The 23,158-nt window shown below is 71.1% G+C and carries 23 protein-coding genes and 2 pseudogenes; 15 read left to right on the top strand and 10 right to left on the bottom strand.

From position 1 onward, the window contains the following. Positions 1-5: 5 nt before the first annotated feature. The gene (locus tag ACHBTE_RS10415) at positions 6-770 is read right to left on the bottom strand and encodes a VOC family protein (protein ID WP_394723331.1); all 765 of its coding nucleotides are present in this window, start codon (positions 768-770) and stop codon (positions 6-8) included. 192 nt (positions 771-962) lie between these two features. On the opposite strand from ACHBTE_RS10415, the gene ACHBTE_RS10410 reads away from it, so the two are divergent. Next, complete coding sequence (locus tag ACHBTE_RS10410; RefSeq protein WP_394723330.1) at positions 963-1,877, top strand: N-acetyltransferase; 915 nt, start codon at positions 963-965, stop codon at positions 1,875-1,877. A 1-nt stretch (position 1,878) separates the two neighbouring features. Here ACHBTE_RS10410 and ACHBTE_RS10405 read toward each other — a convergent pair whose 3' ends face one another. Continuing rightward, positions 1,879-2,271 carry a VOC family protein gene (locus tag ACHBTE_RS10405; RefSeq protein WP_394723329.1) on the bottom strand — a complete coding sequence of 131 codons (393 nt, stop codon included), beginning with the start codon at positions 2,269-2,271 and terminating at the stop codon, positions 1,879-1,881. A gap of 71 nt (positions 2,272-2,342) precedes the next feature. On the opposite strand from ACHBTE_RS10405, the gene ACHBTE_RS10400 reads away from it, so the two are divergent. Beyond that, entirely contained in the window at positions 2,343-2,894 is a 552-nt protein-coding gene (locus tag ACHBTE_RS10400; RefSeq protein ID WP_394723328.1) for a GNAT family N-acetyltransferase, read from the top strand. Positions 2,895-2,916: 22 nt separating this feature from the next. On the opposite strand, the gene ACHBTE_RS10395 is transcribed toward ACHBTE_RS10400, so the two are convergent. Next, complete coding sequence (locus ACHBTE_RS10395; protein ID WP_394723327.1) at positions 2,917-3,600, bottom strand: glycerophosphodiester phosphodiesterase; 684 nt, start codon at positions 3,598-3,600, stop codon at positions 2,917-2,919. Between the two features lie 402 nt (positions 3,601-4,002). Here ACHBTE_RS10395 and ACHBTE_RS10390 point away from each other — a divergent pair, with 402 nt between their 5' ends. The 3 genes from ACHBTE_RS10390 to ACHBTE_RS10380 are packed head-to-tail and all read left to right on the top strand — an operon-like array spanning position 4,003 to position 7,267. Beyond that, positions 4,003-5,400 (top strand): DUF6421 family protein, encoded by a 1,398-nt coding sequence (locus tag ACHBTE_RS10390; protein WP_394723326.1) that lies wholly within the window; start codon positions 4,003-4,005, stop codon positions 5,398-5,400. Between the two features lie 50 nt (positions 5,401-5,450). Continuing rightward, positions 5,451-6,200 (top strand): SDR family NAD(P)-dependent oxidoreductase, encoded by a 750-nt coding sequence (locus tag ACHBTE_RS10385; protein ID WP_394723631.1) that lies wholly within the window; start codon positions 5,451-5,453, stop codon positions 6,198-6,200. Further along, positions 6,197-7,267 (top strand): threonine aldolase family protein, encoded by a 1,071-nt coding sequence (locus ACHBTE_RS10380; RefSeq protein WP_394723325.1) that lies wholly within the window; start codon positions 6,197-6,199, stop codon positions 7,265-7,267. Before ACHBTE_RS10385 ends, ACHBTE_RS10380 begins: the two co-directional genes overlap by 4 nt. 145 nt (positions 7,268-7,412) lie before the next feature. Here the strand turns inward: ACHBTE_RS10380 and ACHBTE_RS10375 are convergent. The 4 genes and pseudogenes from ACHBTE_RS10375 to ACHBTE_RS10360 all read right to left on the bottom strand — a co-directional run. Beyond that, positions 7,413-7,736, bottom strand: a pseudogene (locus ACHBTE_RS10375) (transposase); the annotation flags it as partial. 70 nt (positions 7,737-7,806) lie between these two features. After that, a pseudogene (locus tag ACHBTE_RS10370) lies at positions 7,807-7,920 on the bottom strand (IS5/IS1182 family transposase); the annotation flags it as partial. Positions 7,921-8,011: 91 nt separating this feature from the next. Beyond that, a complete protein-coding gene (locus ACHBTE_RS10365; RefSeq protein WP_394723324.1) occupies positions 8,012-8,740 on the bottom strand; it encodes a lysophospholipid acyltransferase family protein in 729 nt (242 codons plus the stop codon). Between the two features lie 189 nt (positions 8,741-8,929). Then, positions 8,930-9,346: a DUF4395 domain-containing protein gene (locus tag ACHBTE_RS10360; RefSeq protein ID WP_394723323.1), complete on the bottom strand. Its 417-nt coding sequence runs from the start codon at positions 9,344-9,346 to the stop codon at positions 8,930-8,932. Between the two features lie 77 nt (positions 9,347-9,423). Between ACHBTE_RS10360 and ACHBTE_RS10355 the strand changes: the two genes are divergently transcribed. From ACHBTE_RS10355 to ACHBTE_RS10340, 4 genes are all read left to right on the top strand, one after another. Further along, entirely contained in the window at positions 9,424-9,837 is a 414-nt protein-coding gene (locus tag ACHBTE_RS10355) for a TlpA family protein disulfide reductase (RefSeq protein WP_394723630.1), read from the top strand. Between the two features lie 219 nt (positions 9,838-10,056). Further along, positions 10,057-10,566 (top strand): flavin reductase family protein, encoded by a 510-nt coding sequence (locus tag ACHBTE_RS10350; protein WP_394723322.1) that lies wholly within the window; start codon positions 10,057-10,059, stop codon positions 10,564-10,566. 242 nt (positions 10,567-10,808) lie between these two features. Beyond that, positions 10,809-11,597, top strand: a complete 789-nt coding sequence (locus tag ACHBTE_RS10345; RefSeq protein ID WP_394723321.1) for an electron transfer flavoprotein subunit beta/FixA family protein — start codon at positions 10,809-10,811, stop codon at positions 11,595-11,597. A 51-nt stretch (positions 11,598-11,648) separates the two neighbouring features. After that, positions 11,649-12,611 (top strand): electron transfer flavoprotein subunit alpha/FixB family protein, encoded by a 963-nt coding sequence (locus ACHBTE_RS10340; protein WP_394723320.1) that lies wholly within the window; start codon positions 11,649-11,651, stop codon positions 12,609-12,611. A gap of 41 nt (positions 12,612-12,652) precedes the next feature. On the opposite strand, the gene ACHBTE_RS10335 is transcribed toward ACHBTE_RS10340, so the two are convergent. Beyond that, complete coding sequence (locus ACHBTE_RS10335) at positions 12,653-13,576, bottom strand: endonuclease/exonuclease/phosphatase family protein (protein ID WP_394723319.1); 924 nt, start codon at positions 13,574-13,576, stop codon at positions 12,653-12,655. A gap of 205 nt (positions 13,577-13,781) precedes the next feature. Here ACHBTE_RS10335 and ACHBTE_RS10330 point away from each other — a divergent pair, with 205 nt between their 5' ends. Further along, the gene (locus ACHBTE_RS10330; protein ID WP_394723318.1) at positions 13,782-15,077 is read left to right on the top strand and encodes a DUF6986 family protein; all 1,296 of its coding nucleotides are present in this window, start codon (positions 13,782-13,784) and stop codon (positions 15,075-15,077) included. 95 nt (positions 15,078-15,172) lie between these two features. Further along, positions 15,173-17,353, top strand: coding sequence for a protein kinase (locus ACHBTE_RS10325; protein ID WP_394723317.1), 2,181 nt, complete (start codon positions 15,173-15,175; stop codon positions 17,351-17,353). Between the two features lie 2 nt (positions 17,354-17,355). On the opposite strand, the gene ACHBTE_RS10320 is transcribed toward ACHBTE_RS10325, so the two are convergent. Together ACHBTE_RS10320 and ACHBTE_RS10315 are read right to left on the bottom strand one after the other, a co-directional pair. Then, positions 17,356-18,141, bottom strand: a complete 786-nt coding sequence (locus ACHBTE_RS10320; RefSeq protein ID WP_394723315.1) for a hypothetical protein — start codon at positions 18,139-18,141, stop codon at positions 17,356-17,358. 7 nt (positions 18,142-18,148) lie between these two features. Continuing rightward, positions 18,149-19,258, bottom strand: coding sequence for a LacI family DNA-binding transcriptional regulator (locus ACHBTE_RS10315; RefSeq protein WP_394723314.1), 1,110 nt, complete (start codon positions 19,256-19,258; stop codon positions 18,149-18,151). A gap of 169 nt (positions 19,259-19,427) precedes the next feature. Between ACHBTE_RS10315 and ACHBTE_RS10310 the strand changes: the two genes are divergently transcribed. From ACHBTE_RS10310 to ACHBTE_RS10295, 4 genes are all read left to right on the top strand, one after another. After that, positions 19,428-20,375 carry an ROK family protein gene (locus ACHBTE_RS10310; protein WP_394723312.1) on the top strand — a complete coding sequence of 316 codons (948 nt, stop codon included), beginning with the start codon at positions 19,428-19,430 and terminating at the stop codon, positions 20,373-20,375. A 169-nt stretch (positions 20,376-20,544) separates the two neighbouring features. Next, complete coding sequence (locus ACHBTE_RS10305) at positions 20,545-21,552, top strand: TIGR01777 family oxidoreductase (RefSeq protein ID WP_394723311.1); 1,008 nt, start codon at positions 20,545-20,547, stop codon at positions 21,550-21,552. Positions 21,553-21,582: 30 nt separating this feature from the next. Continuing rightward, a complete protein-coding gene (locus tag ACHBTE_RS10300; protein WP_394723310.1) occupies positions 21,583-21,867 on the top strand; it encodes a hypothetical protein in 285 nt (94 codons plus the stop codon). 146 nt (positions 21,868-22,013) lie between these two features. Continuing rightward, positions 22,014-23,057, top strand: coding sequence for an NUDIX domain-containing protein (locus ACHBTE_RS10295; RefSeq protein WP_394723309.1), 1,044 nt, complete (start codon positions 22,014-22,016; stop codon positions 23,055-23,057). The last annotated feature ends 101 nt before the right edge of the window (positions 23,058-23,158 follow it).

Here is a 23,158-nt window from a genome sequence, read left to right as displayed (position 1 = left end):
GCGGGTCACTTCTCGTCGGCCGCGCGGTACACGCCGAACACCGCACCCTGCGGATCCCGCAGCACGGCGATGCGCGGCCCGTCGGGGACGGAGGTGGGCTCCATCAGGACGGTGCCGCCCGCCTCGGTGGCGTCCGACGCCGTGCGGTCCACGTCCTCGGCGGCGAAGTAGGGCAGCCAGTGCGCCGGCACCTCGTGCGGGAACTTGTCGTCCATGGTCACCATGCCGCCGAAGTCGGCGCCGTCGATGCCCCACTGCGTGTACTGCTCGGAGGCGTTGACGCTCCAGCCGAACACCGTCGTGTAGAAGTCCACGGCCCGCTCCGGCGCCCGCGTCATGAGCTCCACCCAGCCCAGCGAGCCGGGCGCGTTGAGCAGACCCGCGCCCGGGAAGGACCGCGCCTGCCAGAGCTGGAAGACGGCCCCCGTGGGGTCCACGGCGACCGCGAAACGGCCCACGTCGAACACGTCCATCGGGCCGACCAGGACCGTTCCGCCGGCTTCGGTCACCCGTGCGGCCGCGGAGTCCGCGTCCGGCACCGCGAACGAGACGTTCCACGCCACCGGCTGCCCCTCCTGGTACAGCGGTGTCAGTGCGGCCACCGCCGCGTCCCCCAGGTGCGCGATCGAGTAGCCGCCCGCCTCCTGGCGCGGGTCGGTCTCGGTGCGCCAGCCGAACAACGCCTCGTAGAACCGTTTGGCCCCGGCCGCATCGGTGGTGCCGAGCTCGGTCCAGCAGGGCCCACCGGTCACCGGCTTGTCGAGCTTCATGGCGTTCCTTCCGCCGGAAGAGCCCCCCCTCAGCACGCTAAGCCCCGCTCCGGGCCACTGCCATCCGGCAGAAACCACTGGAACTCGTCGCGCAGAAACCACTGGAACCCGTCGCCTGCGCCGACCTACGCTCGATGCCGTGCCGCACCGCATGGCGGCCTTCCGACACCGTTCCACGACCGGAGGTCCCGCATGCCCGCGCTCGAGGTGCGCCCCTTCCACCGCGCCGACCGCGACCAGCTCACCGAACTGATCAACGCGCACGTCGCGGCCGTCGTCCCCGGCGTGTCCGTGTCCGTGAACACCGTGCTCAGCGCTCTGGAGCGACAGCCGGACGAGTTCATCACCGACCCCTGGGTGAGCGAGCGGGTGACCCTCGTCGCCGAGCAGCGCGGCCATGTCGTGGCCGCCGCCCATCTGCTGCGTCACCGGGCGGACGACGAGGTCGGAGCCGAGCACCGCGACACCGGCGTGATCGACTGGTTCGTCTTCCGTCCGCCGGCCTTGTTCTGGCCGGACTCCGAAGAGGCCGCGGACCTGCTGATGAGCGCCTGCCTGGCCCGGCTGGCCCGCTGGGGCGTACGCGCCCGGTACGCGAGCGGCGAGCTCCCCGCCCCGGCCGTCTACGGCCTGCCCCGCAACTGGCCGCACATCCGTGCCCGGTACGAACGCTCCGGCTTCCGGCACACCGGGGACACCGAGGTGATCCTGATCGCGCCGGTCGCCGGCCTGCCACAACCCGAGCCGTGGCCCGGCGTCACCGTGGAACGCACGCCGGGGGAGTGCGGTACGCGTCTGACCGCGTACGCCGACGGCCGCGCCCTCGGCTTCATCGAGGTCGACACGTCCCTGTCCCGCCCCGAACGCCAGGCCCGCGGCACGGGTCTCGCCGACCTCGGCAATCTGCACGTCGACGCGTCGGTGTCCGGCCCAGCGATGGAGCACCAGTTGCTCGGGCAGGCCGCCCGGTGGCTGCTCATGTGCGGGGTGGACCGCCTCCTGGCCTACGAGGCGGCCGGGGACCGTACGGCGATCGACCGCCTGACCGCGGCCGGCTTCCAGGAGCTGACCCGCACCGACCGCCGCTGGGAGCACCGGCCGGGCTGAGTCAGATCCCCGGGCGGTACCGCAGCGGATGATCCGCCGGCACCTCCACCAGCACGATCCGCGTCCCGTCCGGATCCGCGATCCACATCTCGACCAGCCCCCACGGCTCCCGCACCGGCGGACGCACGATCTCCACGCCCTTGCCCCGCAGCTCCTCGTGGGCCGCCGCCATGTCCGCGACCTGGAGCCACAGCCGCACGGCCGGGGACGGCGGGGTCTCGGTACGGCCGGAGACCTCCAAAAAGCCTCCGCCGAGGAAGTAGACGGTGCCGCGTTCCGGGCCGGTCCCGAACTCGCGGTAGACGGCGAGGCCGAGCTGCTCGCCGTAGAAGGCGCGGGAGCGCTCGGGGTCCATGGGCTGGATCAGGGTTCGTCCGCTCAGTACGTGCACCATGCAGCCGGAGCCTAGTGGCGCGTTACGCTCAGCGGTGCCCGAGCCGCGCCCGAGAAGTGGAGAAGCGCCCCATGGAGACCGCCGCGAGCCCCGCAGCCTTCGGACTGACCTTCCGTGAGGCCACCGATGCCGACGTGGACACGCTGGTCGCGCTGATCGAGTCCGCCTACCGCGGGGACTCCAGCCGGGCCGGGTGGACGACCGAGGCGGACATCCTCGAGGGGCAGCGGACGGACCCGGAGGGTGTGCTCGCGGTCGTCAAGTCACCCGACAGCAGGCTGCTGACCGTCGAGCGGGACGGCCGGGTCGTCGCCTGCTGCCAGCTCGAACACCGAGGTGAGCACGCCTACTTCGGGATGTTCGCGGTGAGCCCCGAACTCCAGGGCGCCGGACTCGGCAAGGTGATCATCGCGGAGGCGGAGCGGCAGGCCCGCGAGACATGGGCGGTGCGCGAGATGCACATGACCGTGATCTCCGTACGCGACGACCTCATCGCCTGGTACGAGCGGCGCGGCTACCGCCGTACGGGACGGATGACCCCGTTCCCGTACGGCGACGAGCGCTTCGGCATTCCGCAGCGCGCCGACCTTCAGTTCGAGCTGCTGGTCAAGGAGCTGGTGTGACGTTCATGCAGGCTCGGCCGCATCACGCCGTGAAGCGGCCGGTGCGCTTGATCTCCGGATAGTCGGTGGTCGCACCGTCCAGTTCCAGGGCCCGTACGAGCCGTAGATGATCCTGGGTGTTGACCACCCAGCCGATGATCCTGAGGTCCGCCTTGCGCGCGTGCTCCACGATCTCCAGGGTGAGCCGGCGGATGTTCAGGCAGACGGTCGCCGCGCCGGCGTCGACGGCGCGCTCGACGATGTCGGTGCCGTAGCGGCTGGCGATCAGTGCGGTGCGGACCCCGGGCACCAGCCGGGCGATCTCGGCCACGGCCTCGTCGTGGAACGAGGACACCTCGACGCGGGAGACGAGGTCCTTCTCGGTCATCACCTCCGCGAGGGCCCGGGCGGCCGCGACGTCCTTGATCTCGGCCTGAAGGGGCGACCGAACCGCCTCCAGGACCTCGTCGAAGACCGGTACCTGCTCGCCGCGCCCCGCGTCCAGGGCGCGCAGCTCGGCGAGCGTCTTGTCGGCGATCGGGCCGGTGCCGTCGGTCGTGCGGTCCACGTCGGTGTCGTGCATGACGACGAGGGCGCCGTCCTTGCTCAGGTGGAGATCGAGTTCGATGACGTCGAGGCCGGCCTGCTGGGCGGCGACGAAGGAACGGAGGGTGTTCTCGGGTTCGACACCCATCACTCCGCGATGACCGATGGTAAGGAAGTTCAAGGTTCAACTCGCTTCCGTCGACGGCGGCGGGGGGAACGTGCGCGAACCGGAGCGGATCGTTCGCGCAGCCGTGCCGCAGCCTAGTGGCCGGGGCGCGTGATGAACCCCACGTGTACGCAGGGTTTGCGGCAGTGGACATGCCGTGCCTGGCCGACCGGCCCGCGGCCGGTCACCCGGGCGTGGGCGAGTCCGCTGGGAGATTGACCGATTCGCTGCGCTCCTGCCGGTCGCCTCCGCGTCTGCCCACTCGACGGCGGAGTAATCGTCCAACGCGGTGATCGACAGGAAAAAGTGCGGTGAAGGTGGCGGCGGGCAGGATAATTTCCCGGACCTCCTCTTGCTGGAAGGAACCTCGTATGTATACGGTCTCCATACGCGAGGTTCTCCCGTGGAGGATGGGACATGACGGAAATTCTTGTGCAGGCCGCTTCGGAGGAGCAGATTCCTCCCGTGACCAGGGTGATTGAGCACCCGGCGTGGCCCGCGCTCAAGGATGCCGTGGAGCAGATCCGGCCATGGCAGTCCAAGGACGGGTCGATCGACTTCCAGGCCGAGGGCGCCCCCGAGCGCGCGGACGCCGAGGCCGCCGTACGGCGTGTCATCGAGGCCGTCCAGGAGCTGTCCCCGCTGCTGCCGCACGACGCCGCCTACCACCATGCCCTGGTGAAGGACCTCACCCGCTGGGCCGAGAGCGGCTTCGAGGTGCCCGACTTCCTCGACTCGCTGCTCGCCTTCCAGCCCGCGGCGAGCCGCGCGGACGGCCTCCAGCACCTGGTCGTCTTCGCGATGTACACGCAAAACGGCAACCCCGACCGCAACCTCGAAGCCGTCGTGCTGCGCATGGTCTGGCCGGACTGGCTGGCCGAGCTGGAGCGCACCCGCTACGACAACCCGCTGTTCTGCGGCATCAAGTTCGAGGACTTCACGGCCGGTTACGACACCAACTCCGCCGTCCTCTTCCCGGAGACCATCGCCGTGCGCGAGGCCCCGGAGCGCTTCTCCTGGGGCGGCATCTTCTGCGACCGCGAGGCCGCACGCTTCCGCCGCGTCACCGACGCCGCCGTCGACATCCTCGGCCTCGACCTGCCCGAGGACATCGCCACGATGGTCCACGACCAGAAGCGCACCGAAGAGGCCTTCGTGCTGTGGGACATGGTCCACGACCGCACCCACAGCCACGGCGACCTGCCGTTCGACCCGTTCATGATCAAGCAGCGCCAGCCGTTCTGGATGTACGGCCTGGAGGAGCTGCGCTGCGACCTCACCGCCTTCAAGGAGGCCGTGAAGCTCCAGGCCGACGGCGTCCCGCAGGCCCGTGACGTGCAGTACGCCGTGCTGTTCGACCGCATGTTCCGCTTCCCGGTCACCGGCGAGCGCGTGCGCAACTACGACGGCCTCGGCGGCCAGCTGCTCTTCGCCTACCTGCACAAGCACGACGTCCTGCGCTGGACCGACAACAAGCTGCACATCGACTGGGACCGCGCCCCGCAGGTCACCAACCAGCTGTGCGCGGAGATCGAGAAGCTGTACCGCGACGGCATCGACCGCCCGAAGCTCGTCCACTGGTTCGCCGGCTACGAGCTCGTCTCCACCTACCTCGCTCCGCACCCGGGCTCCAAGTGGGCCAAGGGCCCCGACGCCCTCGACCTGAACCAGCCGCCGCGCAAACTCGTCGATGACGTGCTTCCGGACGAGTTTCCGCTGAGCATGTTCTATGAGGCACTGTCCAAGAAGCTGAAGAACGTGATCGCATCGACCAAGGGCATCACGGCGGACAGCGCCGAGCGGATCGCCGCGTGAGCGGCACAGTCGTCCGCGCGACCCGGAACACTGCTCAGGAGGCGAAGAAGATGGCGGGGAACGGAGCTCTCAGCGGTGCGGTGATCGCGGTGGCCGGCGCGGGTGGACCCGCCGGCCGGGCGGCGCTGCTGCGACTGGCCGAGGCGGGGGCGACCGTCGCCGCCGCGGACAACGATCCGGAGCGGCTCGCGGAGGCCGTGGACGCGGCCCGTTACGCCTCGGGCGGCGCCACCGTGACCGGCGAGCCCGTCGACCTGCTGGATCTGCAGTCCACCCGGGACTGGGCCACCCATATCGAGAAGGAGTTCGGCCGCGTCGACGGCCTGGTCCACCTCGTGGGCGGCTGGCGCGGCAGCGAGACCTTCATCAAGACCAGCCTCGACGACTGGGACTTCCTCGAGCTGCTGCTGATCCGCACCGTGCAGCACACCTCGCTGGCCTTCTTCGAGGCCCTCCAGCGCAGCGACCGCGGTCGCTACCTGCTGATCAGCGCCGCCGGCGCCTCGAAGCCGACCGCCGGCAACGCCTCGTACGCCGCCGCCAAGGCCGCCGCCGAGGCGTGGACGCTCGCGCTCGCCGACGCCTTCCGCAAGGCCGGGGGCGGCGAGGAGCTGACGTCCGCGGCTGCGATCCTGGTGGTGAAGGCGCTGGTGCACGACGCGATGCGCGCCGACCGCCCCAACGCGAAGTTCGCGGGGTTCACGGACGTCAAGGACCTGGCCGAGGCCATCGTCGACGTCTGGGACAAGCCCGCCGCCGAAGTGAACGGAAACCGTCTGTGGCTGACAGAGAAGCCGTGAACCCTCCGAAGACCGACGCCCGTCGTCATCACGACCCGGACGTCCGCGGTTTCGCCAGTGACAACTACGCCGGCGCGCACCCGGAGGTGCTCGCCGCCCTGGCCCTGGCCAACGGCGGGCACCAGGTCGCCTATGGCGAGGACGACTACACCGAGAACCTCCAGCGGATCATCCGCAGCCACTTCGGTGCCACGGCCGAGGCGTTCCCGGTCTTCAACGGCACCGGTGCCAACGTGGTCGCACTCCAGGCGGTCACCGACCGCTGGGGCGCGGTGATCTGCGCCGAGAGCGCGCACATCCACGTCGACGAGGGCGGCGCCCCCGAGCGGATGGGCGGCCTGAAGCTGCTCACCGTGCCCACCCCCGACGGCAAGCTCACCCCTGAGCTGATCGACAGGCAGGCGTACGGCTGGGACGACGAGCACCGGGCGATGCCCCAGGTCGTCTCGATCACCCAGAGCACGGAACTGGGCACGCTCTACACCCCGGACGAGATCCGCGCGATCTGCGACCACGCCCACGCGCACGGCATGAAGGTGCACCTGGACGGCTCCCGGATAGCCAACGCCGCCGCCTCGCTGAACGTGCCCATGCGCACGTTCACCGACGCCGTCGGCGTCGACATCCTCTCCCTCGGCGGCACCAAGAACGGCGCCCTGTTCGGCGAGGCCGTCGTCGTCCTCAACCACGACGCCGTCAGCCATATGAAGCATCTGCGCAAGCTGTCGATGCAGCTCGCCTCCAAGATGCGCTTCGTGTCGGTGCAGTTGGAGGCCCTGCTCGCCAAGGACCTGTGGCTGCGCAACGCCCGTCACGCCAACGAGATGGCCCAGCGCCTCGCCGAGGGCGTGCGCGCCGTGCACGGCGTGGAGATCCTCTACCCCGTGCAGGCCAACGGCGTCTTCGCCAAGCTCCCGCACGACGTGAGCGAACGCCTGCAGAAGCGGTTCCGGTTCTACTTCTGGGACGAGGCGGCCGGCGTCGTGCGCTGGATGTGCGCGTTCGACACGACCGAGGACGACGTGGACGCGTTCGTGGCGGCGCTCAAGGAGGAGATGGCGCACTAGGCCATCCCTTCCCCGGGTGGGATGGCACACGAGGCCATCCTTCCCAGGGCGCGAGCCCCGGGCCGCTCAGCCGTTGAAGACCACCCGTGCGCTGTTGTCGCGCAGAAGTTGAGCCCGGGCGCGCGGCTAGGTTCCGTCTCTTTGGTCAGCGCCGGGTCCAGATGAGGATGCCCGCGAGGTGGAGTGCGGCCTGGTAGGCGATCGCGAGCTTGTCGGTTCGGGTGGCCAGGCCGCGCCACTGCTTGAGCCGATTGATGCACCGCTCGACGGTGTTGCGTTGCTTGTGGGCCTCCGCGTCGAAGCAGGGCGGACGGCCGCCGAGCCGGCCTCGCCGCAGTCGGTGGCCGGCTTGGTCGGACGGCTGCGGGATGACCGCGCGGATGCCCCGGCGTCGCAGATGACTGCGGATGGCGCGGGAGGAGTACGCGCGGTCGGCCAGAACCGTCTGGGGTCGGGTCCGTGGTCTGCCAGGTCCTGTGCTCCCAAGTGCCGTCGACGGCCCATCTGATCAGCCGTTTGTGGGCGGTCTTGAACGAGCCGAGCTCGTCGGGCAGGTCCCGCCAGGGCGAGTTGGTGCGGTACTTCCATGCGATGGTCTCAAGAGTGCGTCGGTGGTTGGCCCATCGCCGCCCGCGGACCGGATCCGCCGGCATCAGCGGCTCGATCCGGTCCCACATCGCATCGGTGATCACTGATCGGACAGACACATCCGATCAAGTGGCCGACCCATCAAAGAGACACGCGCTAGCGGGCCTCGGCCTCGCGCACCTGTTCCGGGGTCGGGGCCGTGCCGCCGAGGTGGGCCGGCATCCACCAGGTGTCGCTCGCGTCCTTCGGGCGCACCGGGTAGGCGCGCTGGGCGGCCTCCAGCAGCTCCTGGACGCGCTCGCGCAGCTGGCGGGTGATGGCGCCGGCGTACTTGTCCCTGGATGCCTCCAGCGCCTCGCCGACCCGGATCGTGATCGGGATGTGGCTGCGCTTGAAGTTGCGCGGGTGGCCCTTGGTCCACAGACGCTGGGTGCCCCAGACGGCCATCGGGACCAGCGGCACGCCCGCCTCCTGGGCCAGCCGCGCGGCACCCGACTTGAAGCTCTTCAGCGTGAACGACTGGGAGATCGTGGCCTCCGGGAAGACGCCCACCACCTCGCCGGACCGCAGCGAGTCCAGCGCGTGCGCGTACGCGGCCTCACCCTGCTTGCGGTCGACGGGGATGTGCTTCATGCCGCGCATGAGCGGGCCGGAGATCTTGTGCCGGAAGACGGACTCCTTCGCCATGAACCGCACGAGACGTTTCTGCGGGAGAGCCGCGAGTCCGTTGAAGACGAAGTCCAGGTAGCTGATGTGGTTGCTCACCAGCACGGCGCCGCCCGAGCGCGGAATGTTCTCCGATCCCTTGCAGTCGATCTTGAGGTCCCACGCCTTGAACAGTGTCTGGGCGAAACCGACGACAGGACGGTAGACAAGCTCTGCCATGGACGGGTCGGACCCTTCCTTCTCTGCCTGGGAAGGGGACTCCCAGTGGAAAAAGTTACGCAGCCGTAGGTTTACGGCATGTCGCAGATCGTGCCCCAAGAACGTCCGACGGCCAAGCCCAAGTGCCGGGGAACGGCGAGATCCTCGTCACGTCCACCCCGTGATCCACCTCGGACTTTGGCGTCGCCTTTACCCGGCGCGCGCTGCCACCCGGCGCCCCAGCAGGTACATCTCGCAGCCCAGGCAGTACCCGAAGACGGCGTTCAGGAAGGCAGCCGCGAGCGCGGCCCCGGTCGCGGCGAGACCCAGCCAGAGCGGGCCGAGCGTGAACCCGGCCAGCCCGAGAACGGCGAAGACCAACCCCACCGCCTGCGCGAACCGTGGCGGCTGCGGCGCCTCGAACTCGGTCGGCGGCCCGATCCGGGGGCGCACGGCCGTGCGGAACAGGAGGCCGTACGGCGACCGGGCCACCCCGCCCACCGCGCCCATTGCGAACGCCAGCGTCTGCCAGGCCAGCAGCCAGGCGCTCCCGGTCACCAGGACGACCGCCAGCACCACGGTCGTCACGGCCGCCCCGAAGCGCGGCCCTCTCGCGTCGATGTCCATGAATCAAGCATTCCGCAAGGGAAAGCCTTCCGGGGAGCCGGGAATCTTTGCAGTCTCGTGAACGCTTGAGCAGGGTGATGACCGGACTGGTGGTGTGTGTGGCGGTGCTCGCGGCGGCGAGCGCCTACGGAGTGCTGCAACGGCGGCGGAGCGGGAGAGTGCGCGTGCGCGGGCGCGACGAGGGGCAGCGGCTCGGGGTGGCCGAGTTGGGCGAGGAGCTGGGCGAACGCGCCACGCTGGTGCAGTTCTCCAGCGCCTTCTGCGCCCCCTGCCGGGCCACTCGGCGGGTCCTCGGCGAGGTGGCCGGCCTGGTCCCGGGCGTGGCCCACGTCGAGATCGATGCGGAGGACAACCTGGACCTCGTACGCCGGCTCGACATCCTCAAGACCCCTACGGTGCTGGTCCTCGACGCCGCGGGCAACGTCGTGCGCCGGGCCACAGGTCAGCCCCGCAAGGCGGATGTGATCGCGGCACTGGGGGAGGCGGTCTGACGGTGCCCGGCGCCATGGCGGGCCGAGGGTGAGTCATCTCCCACATCCCGGAACCAACTTGACTGTGCGCACCACCTATCGTCAGCCTGACCGTATGCCTGAGGAACTCCTTCTCTTCGGACGGGCCCACGTCGATCCGGCCCGCACCGCGAGTGCGCGCTGTCCGGGCTGTTGAACCGCCCCCGGTCCGCACGCCTCCCCTCGCAGAAGGACAACTCCATGACGGCCACGTCCGGCCTCGGCACTCCTCGGCTCGCCTCTCCCGATCTGCTCCGCTCCGTCTTCCGGCGCCATGCCGCCGGAGTGGCCGTGATCACCGCCCGCGGCGACTCGGGCCCGGTCGGCTTCACCGCGACCTCCCTGACGTCGGTCTCCGCCGAGCCGCCCCTGCTGTCCTTCGGGATCGGCACCGGGGCCTCCAGCTGGCCGGCGATGGCCCGGACGGACCATGTCGGCGTCCACATACTCGGCGAGCATCAGCAGGACCTGGCCGCCACCTTCGCCCGCAGCGGCGCCGACCGCTTCGGCCCGCCCACGGCCTGGCGGGAGGGCCCCGAGGGCGTACCCGTCCTGGACGACGTCCTCGCCTGGATGGTGTGCCGGATCGTGGGCAGGGTTCCCGCCGGCGATCACCGCATCGTGCTGGCCGAGGTCGTCCTCGGCGATCCGACGGGCCCCGGCCGCCCGCTGCTGTACCACCAGGGCCGGTTCAACGGTCTACGTGACTGACGTCACCGGGCCGATGTGACCGATCAGCCCCTCCGACGTTCTGCGAAGCCGTCCGAATCCGATTACGCTGCGTTGCAAAGGTCACAGTTCAAAGCGCTTGCTTAGCGGGCATGAACTGGATGTACTGACGAGTAATATTTCGGTCGGAGCGCGGGTCGCCCCGATCGGGATCGGCCGCTTGGGGCGCCTATGCTGCCTGCAAGTAGGCAGCAGAGAAATGTCGACGCAGTAGGAGAGCCGGCGTGAGCTTGAGGATCGTTGTCACCGTGAAGTACGTGCCCGACGCCACTGGCGACCGGCACTTCGCCGATGACCTGACCGTCGACCGGGACGACGTGGACGGTCTGCTCTCCGAGCTCGACGAGTACGCGGTCGAGCAGGCGCTGCAGATCTCCGAGAACTCCGACGACGACGTGGAGATCACCGTTTTGACGGTGGGACCGGAGGACGCCAAGGACGCCCTGCGCAAGGCGCTGTCCATGGGCGCCGACAAGGCGATCCACGTCGAGGACGACGACCTGCACGGCACCGACGCGCTCGGCACCTCCCTGGTGCTGGCCAAGGCCGTCGAGAAGGCCGGTTACGACCTGGTGATCTCCGGCATGGCCTCCACCGACGGCACCATGGGCGTCGTTCCGGCCCTGCTGGCCGAGCGCCTGGGTGTCCCGCAGGTCACCCTGCTGTCCGAGGTCTCGGTCGAGGACGGCACGGTCAAGGGCCGCCGGGACGGCGACGCCGCCTCCGAGCAGCTCGAGGCCTCCCTGCCGGCCGTCGTGTCGGTCACCGACCAGTCGGGCGAGGCGCGTTACCCGTCCTTCAAGGGCATCATGGCCGCCAAGAAGAAGCCGGTCGAGTCCTGGGACCTGTCCGACCTGGACATCGAGGCCGAGGAGGTCGGTCTCGAGGGTGCCTACACCGTCGTGGACGCCGCGGCCGAGCGTCCGGCCCGTACCGCCGGCACGATCGTCAAGGACGAGGGCGAGGGCGGCAAGCAGCTCGCCGAGTACCTCGCGAGCCAGAAGTTCATCTGAGCTCGACTTCGCTGACCGCCCCTCAAGTTTCGCAAGCAGGAGAGCATTCCCATGGCTGAAGTTCTCGTCTACGTCGACCACGTCGACGGTGCCGTCCGCAAGCCCACCCTGGAGCTGCTGACCCTGGCCCGCCGCGTCGGCGAGCCCGTAGCCGTCGCGCTGGGCAACGGCGCCGCCGACACCGCCGCCGCGCTCGCCGAGCACGGCGCGGTCAAGGTCCTCACCCACGACGCGTCCGAGTACGCCGACTACCTGGTCGTGCCGAAGGTCGACGCCCTCCAGGCCGCCGTCGAGGCCGTCTCCCCGGCCGCCGTCCTGGTCCCCTCCTCCGCCGAGGGCAAGGAGATCGCCGCCCGCCTCGCGCTGCGTCTGGGCTCCGGCATCATCACCGACGCCGTCGACCTGGAGGCCGGCGACGAGGGCCCGGTGGCCACCCAGTCGGTGTTCGCCGCGTCCTTCACCACCAAGTCCCGTGTCTCCAAGGGCACCCCGGTCATCACGGTCAAGCCGAACTCGGCCGCCGTGGAGGCCGCCCCGGCCGCGGGCGCGGTCGAGGCGCTGTCCGTGTCCTTCTCCGCCCAGGCCACCGGCACCAAGGTCACCGGCCGCACGCCGCGTGAGTCGACCGGTCGTCCGGAGCTGACCGAGGCCGCGATCGTGGTCTCCGGTGGCCGTGGCGTCAACGGCGCGGAGAACTTCGCGATCATCGAGGCCCTCGCCGACTCCCTCGGCGCGGCCGTCGGTGCCTCGCGCGCCGCGGTGGACGCGGGCTGGTACCCGCACACCAACCAGGTCGGCCAGACCGGCAAGTCGGTCTCGCCGCAGCTGTACATCGCCTCCGGCATCTCCGGCGCGATCCAGCACCGTGCCGGTATGCAGACCTCGAAGACGATCGTGGCGATCAACAAGGACGCCGAGGCCCCGATCTTCGACCTGGTCGACTACGGCGTCGTCGGCGACCTCTTCGACGTCGTCCCGGCCCTCACCGAGGAGATCAAGACCCGCAAGGGCTGATCCCGACCGGGCATATCGAGGCCCCCGTGACCGTCCGGCGGTCACGGGGGCCTCGCGTCATCCAGGCTCATGGACGCCTGTACGGGCAGATGGTCGCTCGGGAACCGGCCGTCCGCGGAGAACGTGTCGATCGTCGCCCGGTGCGTCGTGACGCCGGGTGTCGTCAGGACCCAGTCGATGCGGTCGCTGTCCGGGACGAGCGGCTTGTAGCCGTGGAAGGTGGCGTACAGCGCGCTACGCTCGCGAGCCGTGTCCCAGGTGTCGACGAGACCGGCGCCGAGCAGCGTGTCGTACACCGTGTTCCGGTGGGCGGCCACATTGAAGTCCCCGGTCAGCACGACCGGCAGGGAGCGGTCGAGGCCGGCGATCCGCTCGGCGACGAGGGCGGCGCTGCGCTCGCGGGCGTACCGGCTCACATGGTCGAAGTGGGTGTTGAGGACGTAGAACTCCCTCCCGTCGTCGGCCAGATCGCGGAAGCGGATCCAGGTGACCATGCGGGCGAAGGCCGCGCCCCAGGTGTTGGAGCCGATGGTGTCCGGGGTGTCGGACAGCCAGAAGTGGTCGAACTCGGTCGGGCGCAGACGGTGGGCGTCGTAGAAGATCGCCATGGATTCGTCCCGGCTGCCGTGCAGCCTGCCGGTGCCCACCCAGTCGTAGCGCCGGCCGAGGTCGGCATCGATGTCGAGCAGCTGGGAGAAGATGCCCTCCTGGGTGCCGATGACATGCGGGGCCGCCCGGTGCAGCAGTGCGCGCATCACCGGTCTGCGCACGGCCCAGCTGTGCGGTTCCGTCGTACTGGCGAAGCGCAGGTTGAAGGACATGACCTTCAGACGCGGGCGGGACGGACGCTCGCCCGCCGAGGCGACGGACGTGGGCAGTGCTGTACTGGAGAGGGGCGCGGTGACGGCCGCGGCCAACGCGGCTTGCAGGCCCGGACGGCGCGTGACTCGGCTGTGGTTCGGCACCGGGGCTCCTTCGGTGGGCACTGCCGGACGAGTCGTGCGGGGGCGTGCGTATGGAAGTGTGATACCGCGTCCCGAGATGGGCGTGAACATGGCGAGATGGTGGAGTGACTCCTCGTGGACATGGTGTTGACCAGGCTATGATCCCCGGATAACTTCGTTCTACGGATTGTTGATTCCGTATCGCGGAAAATAGGAGGGTGTGGGAATGGGTCAAGGCCAGCAGCAGAAGGTGGCGACGAGCCTCGCGGGCGCCGTGAGCGAGGAGATCAGCGCCTCCCTCGCGCCGGTCGACGCCGAGCTGGAGCGCCGCTACCCCGGAGACCCCGGCACCCGTCAGCCCGTCCACACGGTGTACGTCCCGGGTGATGTCTTCGCCGCCGACACCATCCGCTCCTGGGGCGACCGGGCGCTCGCCGCGCTCGACGAACACGCCCCGGACGCCGCCGCCTTCGCCGCGGTCCTCGGCCTGTCCGACGAACTCGCCGAGCCCGTGTACGCGCGCGTGCGCGCCAAGCTGGAGCGCGAGCCCGTCGAAGACCTGCGCGTCGACTTCGAGGACGGCTACCACGGCCGCGACGAGGACGAGGACGCCGCCCGAGCGGCCCGGCTGATCGCCGAGGCGTACGAGAACGGCACCGCCGCCCCGTACATGGGCATCCGCATGAAGTGCATGGAGGCACCGGTACGCGACCAGGGCATCCGCACCCTCGACATCTTCCTCACCGGCCTGATGGAGGCCGGTGGCCTGCCCGACGGGCTGGTGCTCACCCTGCCGAAGGTGACGTACGCCGAGCAGGTCACCGCCATGGTGCGGCTGCTGGAGGAGTTCGAGAAGGCGCGCGGCCTCGAGGCCGGCCGGATCGGCTTCGAGATCCAGATCGAGACCAGCCAGTCCATCCTCGCCACCGACGGCACCGCCGCGGTCGCCCGCATGATCCAGGCCGCCGAGGGCCGCGCCACCGGCCTGCACTACGGCACCTTCGACTACAGCGCCTGCCTCGGCGTCTCGGCCGCCTACCAGGCCAGCGACCACCCGGCCGCCGACCACGCCAAGGCGATCATGCAGGTCGCGGCGGCGGGCACCGGAGTACGCGTCTCGGACGGCTCGACCAACGTCCTGCCGGTCGGCCCGACCGAGAAGGTCCACGACGCCTGGCGCCTGCACTACGGCCTCACCCGCCGCGCCCTGGCCCGCGCCTACTACCAGGGCTGGGACATGCACCCCGGCCACATCCCGACCCGGTACGCGGCCGTCTTCGCCTTCTACCGCGAAGGCTTCGAGCAGGCCGCCGCCCGCCTCGCCCGCTACGCCAACCGGGCCGGCGGCGATGTCATGGACGAGCCCGCCACCGCCAAGGCCCTCAGCGGCTATCTGCTGCGCGGTCTGGACTGCGGCGCCCTCGACATCGCCGAGGTCGCCCGGCTCAGCGGTCTGACCCGTGCCGATCTGGAGGGGTTCGCGGCACCGCGGCGCGGCGACCTGACAGCCTCCGCCAAGTAGCAGGCAGGTCACGACCGCCTCGGGCGGCCGGCGTTGTCACCTCTGCCCCGTAGTCTGTACGGCACGCAATGACGTGTCACAGGAACGGGGCGGCGGTGGCTTCGGGGGAGAACGGACAGACGGGGGAGAGCGGACAGACGGGCGAGGCCGGGCGGCTGCTGGCCGGGCGCTATCGCGTCGTGGCGCAACTCGGACGCGGCGGCATGGGCGTGGTCTGGCGGGCCGTCGACGAGGTCCTCGGCCGTGAGGTCGCCGTCAAGGAGCTGCGCACCTACTCGGACGCCGACGGCCCCGAACTCGCCGATCTGCGCCTGCGGATGCAGCGCGAGGCCCGCGCGGCGGCCCGGGTCAAGCATCCCGGCGTCGTGGCCGTGCACGACGTCGCCGAGGTCGACGGCCGCCCGCTCATCGTCATGGAACTGGTCGACGGCCCCTCCCTGGAGGCGGTGCTGCGCGAGCGCGGCACCCTCGACCCGCGGGAGGCGGCCGGGATCGGTGCCAAGGTCATGGACGCGCTGGCCGCGGCCCACCAGGCGGGCGTCCTGCACCGTGACGTCAAGCCCGGCAACATCCTCCTGGAGCGCTCCGGTCGCGTCGTCCTGACCGACTTCGGCATCGCCACCATGGACGACCCGGGCGACGGCTCGGCCACCCATCTGACCCGCACCGGCCAGCTCGTCGGTTCCCTGGACTACCTGGCTCCTGAGCGCGCCCAGGGCGCCGAGCCAGGCCCCTCCTCGGACGTGTGGGCCCTCGGCGCCACGCTGTACGCGGCGGTGGAGGGCGCCTCGCCCTTCCGTCGTACGTCCACGTTCTCCACGCTCACCGCGATCGTCACCGAGCCGCTGCCGGAGCCCCGCCGGGCCGGACCGCTCATGCCCGTTCTCCGACGGCTGATGGACAAGCGATCCGAGTCCCGCCCCGAGGCCGAGGAGGCGCGTGCGCTTCTCCAGGCGGTGGCCGGTTCGGGCGGAACGGACTCGGCGACGGCCGCGCTGCGGGGGCCTGCGGCCCCGGCGGGTGCGGGGCCGGCGAGGGACGCGACGGAAGTCAGCCTGCCGTCGGCGCCGCAGGGACCGGGGTCACCGGCCGCGGAGATCCCGAACCCGCAGGGCCACGGGCCCTTCGGACCGACCACCGGGCCGTCGGGCGGGCCCTACGGCAGCCCGGTACAGGGCGGTCGGGCGCAGGACGGCCATGCCTGTCACGCACAAGGCGCGGCCGGAGCGCCGGGCTTCACGACCCCGGGCCAGGAGGCGCCGGGTCCGCCGGGAGCACCGGGGCCCACGGCACCCGCACAGCCCGCGACTCCCGCCCAGGGGGCGTCCCGGCAGGGCTTCGGTGTGGCCGGGCTGCCTGGTCCGACCGCACCCGGTCAGGGCGGCCCCGGAGAGCCCGCCGCGCCCGCGTACACGGCGGCGCCGCCGTTCGGCAGCGGCGGGGCGCCCTTCGGCAGTGAGCCGGGCCGCCCCGACCCACCCGCGCACGGCTTCGGCGGCCCCACCCCGCCGGTGCCGGACCCGGGGGCCACCGGCCCCCTGACCACGCCCCCCGCCACCCCTTCCCGGCGCAAGGGCCGGGCCCTGCTCGCCGCCGCGGCTGTCACCGTCGTCCTGGCCGCGGCCGGCGTCACCGTCGCCCTGCTGAACAACCCCGGCGACGCCGGGGCGGAGGCGAGGGCCACGGCGACCGCCGGTGCTCCGGACGGCGCCAGGGCGGTGAGCGAGGGCCCCGACGCAGACCGCTCCGGCGACTGGGGACTCACCGAGAAGGACGACGAGAAGCCGTCCGGCGCGAGCGAGAAGCCACGTCGTACGGCGGAGGCCGACCCCACCGAGGGGTCCACCAAGCCCTCCCCGACGAAGACTTCAGGCGGTGGCGGCACCGACGGCGGTACCACGGGCGGCGGTTCGGGCGACGGCGGCACGACAAGCGGCGGGGGAACCACGGGCGGCGGCAGTGGCGCGGGCGGCGGCGGTGGCACCACACCGGCTCCCGTCTGCCACCCCATCGGCGGCGGCAAGTACAACTGCCAGGTCTGGCGGACCGCGGACTCCTACACTGCCTCGGGCACCAAGGTCGGCGTCCTCAACGCGGGCACCAACTACTTCTACTGCCAGCAGAATCTGGGCCGCCGCGAGACGAGTGGTCAGTGGACCAATGTCTGGTGGGCCAGAACGGACGACGACCGCGGCAACACGAACGTCTTCGTCAGCGATGTCTACATCCAGGGCGGCGACAACGACGAGCCGGTGCCCGGACTGCCGGTCTGCTGACCTCAGTCGCCCTGCACCCGGACGTACTCCTCCAGCCCGGAGACCGTCACCAGCTTCTCCTCCTCGAACAGCCGGGTGCCGCGCTCGCACAGCCGTACGTCCCCCCGTGCCCGGGCGATGAACTGCTCGGGAGTGACACCGAACAGCTCCCGCAACCGGGCCGATGCCAGCAGGAGTTCGGTGAGCAGCGCCCGTTGGCCGGGGTGGGTGCGCGGCTCCTCGGTGCCGTTGTGCAGGACGCCATGGCGGTTGACGTACACGAAGGCGCCGGGGAGTGTGTCGCCGTCCGCCAGCTCGATCCGTACGTCGGATGCCGGCAGCCAGGCGCGGCCGTAGTTGCCGTGCGGGGCGGGTACCCCCTCGCTGGTGTCGATCACCGCGAGCTGCTCGGGATCCAGCCAGATGACGAACAACTCCCGCACCAGGCCGGGCGCGTGGAACGGCGACGCGGACACATATCCCATGCGGCTGACGTGCGCGGAGACGCCCACCTCGACGCCGGTCACGCGGGTCTTCACCATCGGGATGGGAGAGCGGATCCCGAACTGGTCCATCTTGTAGCGCAGTTGGCCCGGGCAGGCGTTCGAGCCGACCGCGAGGACGGGGACGCGGTCGTCGTGCACCAGTCGGTCGAGCGGCAGCAGGCGGTCCCGGTCGAGGAGTCCGGAGTCCGCGGGCCAGGCGCCCGGATACAGCAGAGGGTGTTCGCGCGGGGCCTCGGCCAGACCGAGCGCCGCCAGAGTACGGCCCGGTGCGGGCCGCGGCGATCCATCGGTGCCGTGCGTCATGATCCGCTCAGTCCGCCGGCGGCAGCTCGCCCGAGCCGCGGGTGATCAGCCGCGTGGGCAGCTCGATGCGTTCCGGGGTGACCAGGGTGCCGTCCAGCTGCCGGAACAGGCGCTCGGCGGCGGTACGGCCGATCGCCGCCGCGTCCTGCGCCACGACGGTGACACCGGGCTGAAGCAGATCCGCGAGCTCGATGTCGTCGAAGCCGACGAAGGCGACCCGGCGGGTCTGTTCGGCGAGGACCCGGATCACGGTGACCGTCACCCGGTTGTTGCCCGCGAAGACCGCGGTGACGGGGGAGGGGCCGCGGAGCATCTCCTCGGCCGCCCGGCGCACCCGCTCCGGGTCGGTGACACCGAGGGACATCCAGGCGTCCTCCACCGGTATGCCCGCGTCCTCCATGGCGGCCCGGTAGCCGCGCAGCCGCTCGGCGGCCGTGTGGATGCGGGGCATGTCGCCGATGAAGCCGATCCGGCGGTGGCCGTGGGAGATGAGATGGGCGACGCCGTCGCGGGCGCCGCCGAAGTTGTCGGACAGCACGCAGTCGGCGTCGATCTTCCCGGCCGGACGGTCGACGAACACCGTGGCCACGCCCGCTTTGAGCTCGGGCTCCAGATACCGGTGGTCGTCACCGGCGGGAATGATCACCAGCCCGTCCACCCGCCGCGCGCACAAGGCCAGCGCCAGCTCCTGCTCGCGGTCCGGGTCCTCGGCGCTGGAGCCGTTGATGAGCAGCGCGCCGTGCGCCCGGGCGACCTCCTCCACCGCCCGGCTCAGCGGCCCGTAGAACGGGTCCGCGAGATCCTCCAGCACCAGTCCGATGCTCGCCGTGCGGCCCTTGCGCAGCACCCGCGCGCTGTCGTTGCGGCGAAAGCCCAGCGCGTCGATGGCCTCCTGGACACGCCGCTCCGTCTCCGGTGTGACCCCCGGCTCCCCGTTGACCACACGCGAGACGGTTTTCAGACCGACTCCGGCACGCGCCGCGACGTCCTTCATGGTCGGACGATTGCCGTAGCGGGCCCCGGAAACCCGGTCTTCGGGGCGGTCGGTTCGGCGGATGGTCTCGGGCACGATGCGGTGTCCTGTCCTGTCGTCGTCCACGGGGGATGCGTCGGCCATGGGTTTGTATGAGGATGTGGCGTCGAGCATAGGCCCTGGACAACGTTGTCAGATCCAGGGGACACTGTCGACCGCAATCTCCGGCCTGCGCCCCCACCGCGAGACCGGCTCATCCAATTCCCGTGGTGGACGGGGAGATCCGAATGGTTGACGGGGAGAACTGACACCGATGCACACCGACCTCGTGGCTGCGCTCGACATCGGCGGCACCAAGATCGCCGGAGCGCTGGTGGACGGTCGCGGCACGATCGTGGTCCGGGCCCAGCGCGCGACGCCGGCACGGGAGGACGGCGAGACGGTCATGCGGGCCGTCGAGGAGGTCGTCGGCGAGCTCGCCGTATCGCCCCTGTGGGGGCGCGCCACGGCCCTCGGGATCGGCAGTGCGGGACCGGTGGACGCCTCGGCGGGCACCGTGAGTCCGGTGAACGTGCCCGGCTGGCGTGACTATCCGCTGGTCCGGCGGGTCCGTGCGGCGGCCGGTGGTCTGCCGGTCGAGCTGATCGGCGACGGCGTGGCCATCACGGCGGCCGAGCACTGGCAGGGCGCGGCCAGGGGGCACGACAACGCCCTCTGCATGGTCGTCTCCACCGGGGTGGGCGGCGGTCTGGTGCTGGGCGGCCGGCTGCACCCGGGCCCGACCGGCAACGCCGGGCACATCGGCCACATCAGTGTCGATCTGGACGGCGACCCGTGCCCCTGCGGTTCGCGGGGCTGTGTGGAGCGCATCGCGAGCGGCCCCAACATCGCGCGTCGGGCGCTCGACAACGGCTGGCTGCCCGGCCCCGACGGGGACACGTCCGCCGCCGCGGTGGCCGACGCGGCACGGGACGGCGACCCGGTGGCCGTCGCGTCCTTCGAGAGAGCCGCGCGGGCCCTGGCGGCCGGGATCGCGGCCACCGCGACCCTCGTCGAGATCGACATCGCCGTCATCGGCGGAGGCGTCGGCAAGGCGGGCGACGTGCTCTTCACGCCGCTCCGCAAGGCCCTCCACGACTACGCCACCCTCTCCTTCGTCCAGCGCCTGGAGATCACCCCGGCCCAGATGGGCACGGACGCCGGTCTGGTGGGGGCGGCGGCAGCCGCGCTCGCGCTGGGGGCGGACGCGGCGACGGTCTGACCCGGGCAGGAACGTTCCCCCGGGTTGCCGGGTTGCCGGGTTGCCGGGTTGCCGGGCTTCGTCGGTCTCGGCGGTGCCCGGCGCCGTGCGTCATGGATCACACCCCACTGTTTTTTGAACATGTTCAATAGCTGCGCTAGGCTCGTGCCCGACGAGATGGGGGAGTGCGATGAAGATAGTGATCCCCGGAGGAACCGGGCAGGTGGGCTCCGTCCTGAAGCGGGCGCTGACAGCCGCGGGGCATGAGGTCGTGGTACTGACCAGGCGGCCCACGGGAGACGGCGAGGTCCACTGGGACGGCGAGACGCCCGGGCCGTGGACCGAGGTGATCGACGGCAGCGACATCGTGATCAACCTGGCCGGGCGCAGCGTCAGCTGCCGCTACACCGAGGCCAACCTGCAGGCCATGATGGATTCGCGGGTGCGTTCCACCCGGGTCGTCGGCGAGGCCGTCGCGAACGCCGCCCGGCCGCCGCGGGTCTGGCTCCAGATGAGCACGGCCACCGTCTACGCCCACCGTTTCGACGCGCCGAACGACGAGGCGACGGGCGTCATCGGCGGCGACGAGCCCGATGTGCCGGACTACTGGGCGTACAGCATCGAGATCGCCAAGGCCTGGGAGCGGGCGCAGGAGGAAGCCGACACCCCGCACACCCGGAAGGTCGCCCTGCGCTCCGCCATGGTGATGAGCCCTGATCGCGGCGGTGTCTTCGACGTCCTGCTGGCCATGGTGCGGCTCGGCCTCGGCGGTCCGGTCGCGGGTGGCGCGCAGTACGTCTCCTGGATCCACGACCGCGACTTCGTCCGCGCGGTCGAGTTCCTGATCGACCGGGACGACATCACCGGTCCGGTGAACCTCGCCGCCCCCGAACCGCTGCCGCAGCGCGCGTTCATGCGGACCCTGCGCTCCGTGTGGGGCATGCCCCTGGGGTTGCCCGCGACGAAGTGGATGGCCGAGATCGGGGCCTTCGCGCTGCGCTCGGACACCGAGCTGCTGCTCAAGAGCCGGCGCGTCGTCCCGGGCCGGCTGCTTCAGGAAGGGTTCGGCTTCGAGTACGGCAGCTGGCCGGAGGCTGCCGAGGACCTCGCGCAGCGCCTGCGGCTGCGCGGGTCCGACGCGCAGCGGTCCGGGCCCGTCCGCCCGGCACTGTCCCGAACGTCCGGAAATCGGGCGTGACTCCCGCCGCGTTTCTCAGTTGAATCGGTCATGAAGAAGCGCAGCATGCTTGCCATCGCCTCCCTGGCCACCGGATTCGTCGTCGCGGCCGTCACCCCGTCCCACGCCGACGCGGCGCCCGCCGTCTCCCTCCCGGGCACGGGCCTCCCCGGCGCCGGCCTCGCCGGTGCCGACGGAGCGACCAAGCTCACCGGCGGTGAGACCAATGTCGCCGGGGTGAACGTGGACAAGGCTCTGAACACCGTCGGCAAGGCCATCAACCGCGAGACGGACCGGGCCGTGAACAACGCCCCCCACGGGAAGAAGAAGCGCTGAGCGCCCGACCGCGACGACCACACGGCGCCGGAGCCCCCGCACCGCGGGAGGCTCCGGCGCCGCTGTCATGCGCCCTCAACTGGAACTGGTTTCCGTGGCAGGGTGGAGTGGGCAAGGCACAGGGGGCCAACAGAAGAGGGGGAAACGTGATCGTTTGGATCAACGGTGCGTTCGGTGCGGGGAAGACGACCACCGCACGGGAACTGATCGAGCTGATCCCGAACAGCACGCTCTTCGACCCCGAGGTCATCGGCGGAACACTCACGCATCTGCTCCCGCCCAAACACCTCACCGAGGTCGGTGACTTCCAGGACCTGCCGATCTGGCGACGTCTCGTGATCGACACGGTGGCCGCGCTGCTCGCCGAGCTCGGCGGGACCCTCGTGATCCCGATGACCTTGCTGCGCCAGGAGTACCGGGACGAGATCTTCGGCGGCCTCGCCGCTCGCCGCATCACCGTCCAGCACATCCTCCTGGCCCCGGCGGAAACGATCCTGCGCGAGCGAATAGCGGGTCGGGAGATCCCATCGGACCTGTCCGACGGCGAGATACGGGGCCGGCAGTGGTCGTACGACCACATCGAGCCGTACCGCACCGCGCTCGCCTCCTGGCTCACCGCCGACGCCCATCCCGTCGACAACGGCGGCCTGACGCCGTTCGAGACCGCCACCCGGATCGCCGAGGCGGTCGGCAGCGGGGCCGTGCCGGTCTGCGACATCGTGCAGACGCCCGAGCCCACCGCCGAGACCGTCGCCGCGGGCGTCCTCCTCTTCGACGAGCAGGACCGCGTGCTGCTCGTCGACCCCACCTACAAGCCCGGCTGGGAGTTCCCCGGCGGTGTCGTGGAACCCGGCGAGGCGCCCGCGCGCGCGGGCATGCGGGAGGTCACGGAGGAGACGGGGATACGGCTGGAGGACGTACCGCGCCTCCTCGTCGTCGACTGGGAGCGGCCCAAGCCACCCGGATACGGCGGACTGCGCCTGCTCTTCGACGGCGGCCTGCTGCACTCCACCGAGGCCGAACGCCTCCTGCTGCCCGGCCCCGAACTGCGCGACTGGCGCTTCGTGACGGAGGCCGAGGCCGCCGACCTGCTGCCGCCGGTGCGCTACGAGCGGCTGCGCTGGGCGCTGCGGGCGCGTGAACGCGGGGCCGCGCTCTATCTGGAGGCAGGGATTCCGGCACCGTCCTGAGCGAGCCGCAGCCCGTCGTACGGGCACTCGCAGGCCGGGAACGCCCCCGGATCAGCGGACGTCGTACGCGGCCCCTCGATGTGCGCGCACCTGCGGGCCGC

The organism is Streptomyces sp. M41 (genome assembly GCF_043673425.1).
Taxonomy (GTDB): domain Bacteria; phylum Actinomycetota; class Actinomycetes; order Streptomycetales; family Streptomycetaceae; genus Streptomyces.
Note: the sequence above shows the minus strand (reverse complement) of the source record. Positions and strands in the feature narration are given on the sequence as shown.

Excerpts from the sequence above, each read along its gene's own strand:
- ACHBTE_RS10415 (WP_394723331.1), bottom strand. The coding sequence starts at position 770 with ATGAAGCTCGACAAGCCGGTGACCGGTGGGCCCTGCTGGACCGAGCTC.
- ACHBTE_RS10410 (WP_394723330.1), top strand. The coding sequence starts at position 963 with ATGCCCGCGCTCGAGGTGCGCCCCTTCCACCGCGCCGACCGCGACCAG.
- ACHBTE_RS10405 (WP_394723329.1), bottom strand. The coding sequence starts at position 2,271 with ATGGTGCACGTACTGAGCGGACGAACCCTGATCCAGCCCATGGACCCC.
- ACHBTE_RS10400 (WP_394723328.1), top strand. The coding sequence starts at position 2,343 with ATGGAGACCGCCGCGAGCCCCGCAGCCTTCGGACTGACCTTCCGTGAG.
- ACHBTE_RS10390 (WP_394723326.1), top strand. The coding sequence starts at position 4,003 with ATGACGGAAATTCTTGTGCAGGCCGCTTCGGAGGAGCAGATTCCTCCC.
- ACHBTE_RS10385 (WP_394723631.1), top strand. The coding sequence starts at position 5,451 with ATGGCGGGGAACGGAGCTCTCAGCGGTGCGGTGATCGCGGTGGCCGGC.
- ACHBTE_RS10365 (WP_394723324.1), bottom strand. The coding sequence starts at position 8,740 with ATGGCAGAGCTTGTCTACCGTCCTGTCGTCGGTTTCGCCCAGACACTG.
- ACHBTE_RS10360 (WP_394723323.1), bottom strand. The coding sequence starts at position 9,346 with ATGGACATCGACGCGAGAGGGCCGCGCTTCGGGGCGGCCGTGACGACC.
- ACHBTE_RS10355 (WP_394723630.1), top strand. The coding sequence starts at position 9,424 with ATGACCGGACTGGTGGTGTGTGTGGCGGTGCTCGCGGCGGCGAGCGCC.
- ACHBTE_RS10350 (WP_394723322.1), top strand. The coding sequence starts at position 10,057 with ATGACGGCCACGTCCGGCCTCGGCACTCCTCGGCTCGCCTCTCCCGAT.
- ACHBTE_RS10340 (WP_394723320.1), top strand. The coding sequence starts at position 11,649 with ATGGCTGAAGTTCTCGTCTACGTCGACCACGTCGACGGTGCCGTCCGC.
- ACHBTE_RS10330 (WP_394723318.1), top strand. The coding sequence starts at position 13,782 with ATGGGTCAAGGCCAGCAGCAGAAGGTGGCGACGAGCCTCGCGGGCGCC.
- ACHBTE_RS10320 (WP_394723315.1), bottom strand. The coding sequence starts at position 18,141 with ATGACGCACGGCACCGATGGATCGCCGCGGCCCGCACCGGGCCGTACT.
- ACHBTE_RS10315 (WP_394723314.1), bottom strand. The coding sequence starts at position 19,258 with ATGGCCGACGCATCCCCCGTGGACGACGACAGGACAGGACACCGCATC.
- ACHBTE_RS10310 (WP_394723312.1), top strand. The coding sequence starts at position 19,428 with ATGCACACCGACCTCGTGGCTGCGCTCGACATCGGCGGCACCAAGATC.
- ACHBTE_RS10305 (WP_394723311.1), top strand. The coding sequence starts at position 20,545 with ATGAAGATAGTGATCCCCGGAGGAACCGGGCAGGTGGGCTCCGTCCTG.
- ACHBTE_RS10300 (WP_394723310.1), top strand. The coding sequence starts at position 21,583 with ATGAAGAAGCGCAGCATGCTTGCCATCGCCTCCCTGGCCACCGGATTC.